The organism is Halorubrum sp. SS7 (assembly GCF_005435055.1).
Taxonomy (GTDB): domain Archaea; phylum Halobacteriota; class Halobacteria; order Halobacteriales; family Haloferacaceae; genus Halorubrum; species Halorubrum salinarum.
On record NZ_SGXV01000155.1, the window covers coordinates 1 to 874 of the forward strand.

Genomic DNA, 874 nt, shown 5'->3' on the forward strand with positions numbered 1-874 from the left:
TGCGTTTTCACCGGTTCTCGACACAACGAGAACCATCCGTCTCAAGTCAAAAAGGCGGGTCTCCGGGTGGTCCCCAAACCGTCCGAAGAATACCTGTCACCGACTCCCGAGAACACCTCATCGGCCGGAGTAATCGCAGCTTTCGATTACAACGGTAGCGAGGCGAATTCATCCGTTTACCTGAATTGAGGCGCTAAGGCCCCTTCCTCAACGAACGAGCGAAGAGAGTGAGTAGGGAGGGGATACAGCGCCGCACGGTTCTCAAACACGTTCGACGCTCGGCCCACAGACCCACGCAATCGAAACAACCATACGCATAGATACGCATAATACGTATGTAGTGAGGCGGAAGAACATCACCATCCGCGAAGACCAAGCCGAGTGGGTCGAGGAGAACCATCTTAACCTCTCGTCGTTCGTTCGCGGACAACTTGACGAACTCATCGAAGAACGCTCGTGAACTACAACTACAGGTATCGACTCCGACCGTCCGACGCTCTCGAAGAACAGTTAGCGTGGACTGTCGATACCTGTAGACAGGTCTACAACCACTTTCTCCACCGACTCAACCGCACCGACGACACCTCGGCGTACTCTGAGCAGAAGCTCCTGCCGAGTCTCAAGAAGTGGTGGAGCGACCTGAAAGGCGTTCACTCGAAGGTACTACAGAAGGTCGTACAACGGCTGTACGATAACCTCTCGACACTACGAGAGCGCAAAGAGAAGGGCTACCGCGTCGGGACGCTCAAGTGGAAGGCACCGGGCGAGTACCGCAGTTTCACCTACAGTCAATCCGGCTTCAAGCTCAAGAACACGGGCGGTCGGACGCGACTGTGGCTCTCAAAACTCGGAGAAATCCCCCTCACCTTCCACC

The 874-nt window shown here is 55.4% G+C and carries 2 protein-coding genes; both read left to right on the forward strand.

The genetic code is table 11. The features are described from left to right. Positions 1-189 (forward strand): hypothetical protein (locus tag EXE44_RS21185; protein WP_206750403.1); only part of this gene is annotated, 189 nt, incomplete at its 5' end. A gap of 267 nt (positions 190-456) precedes the next feature. Beyond that, on the forward strand, positions 457-874 hold a 418-nt coding region (locus EXE44_RS17300), incomplete at its 3' end, for a helix-turn-helix domain-containing protein (protein ID WP_158293495.1).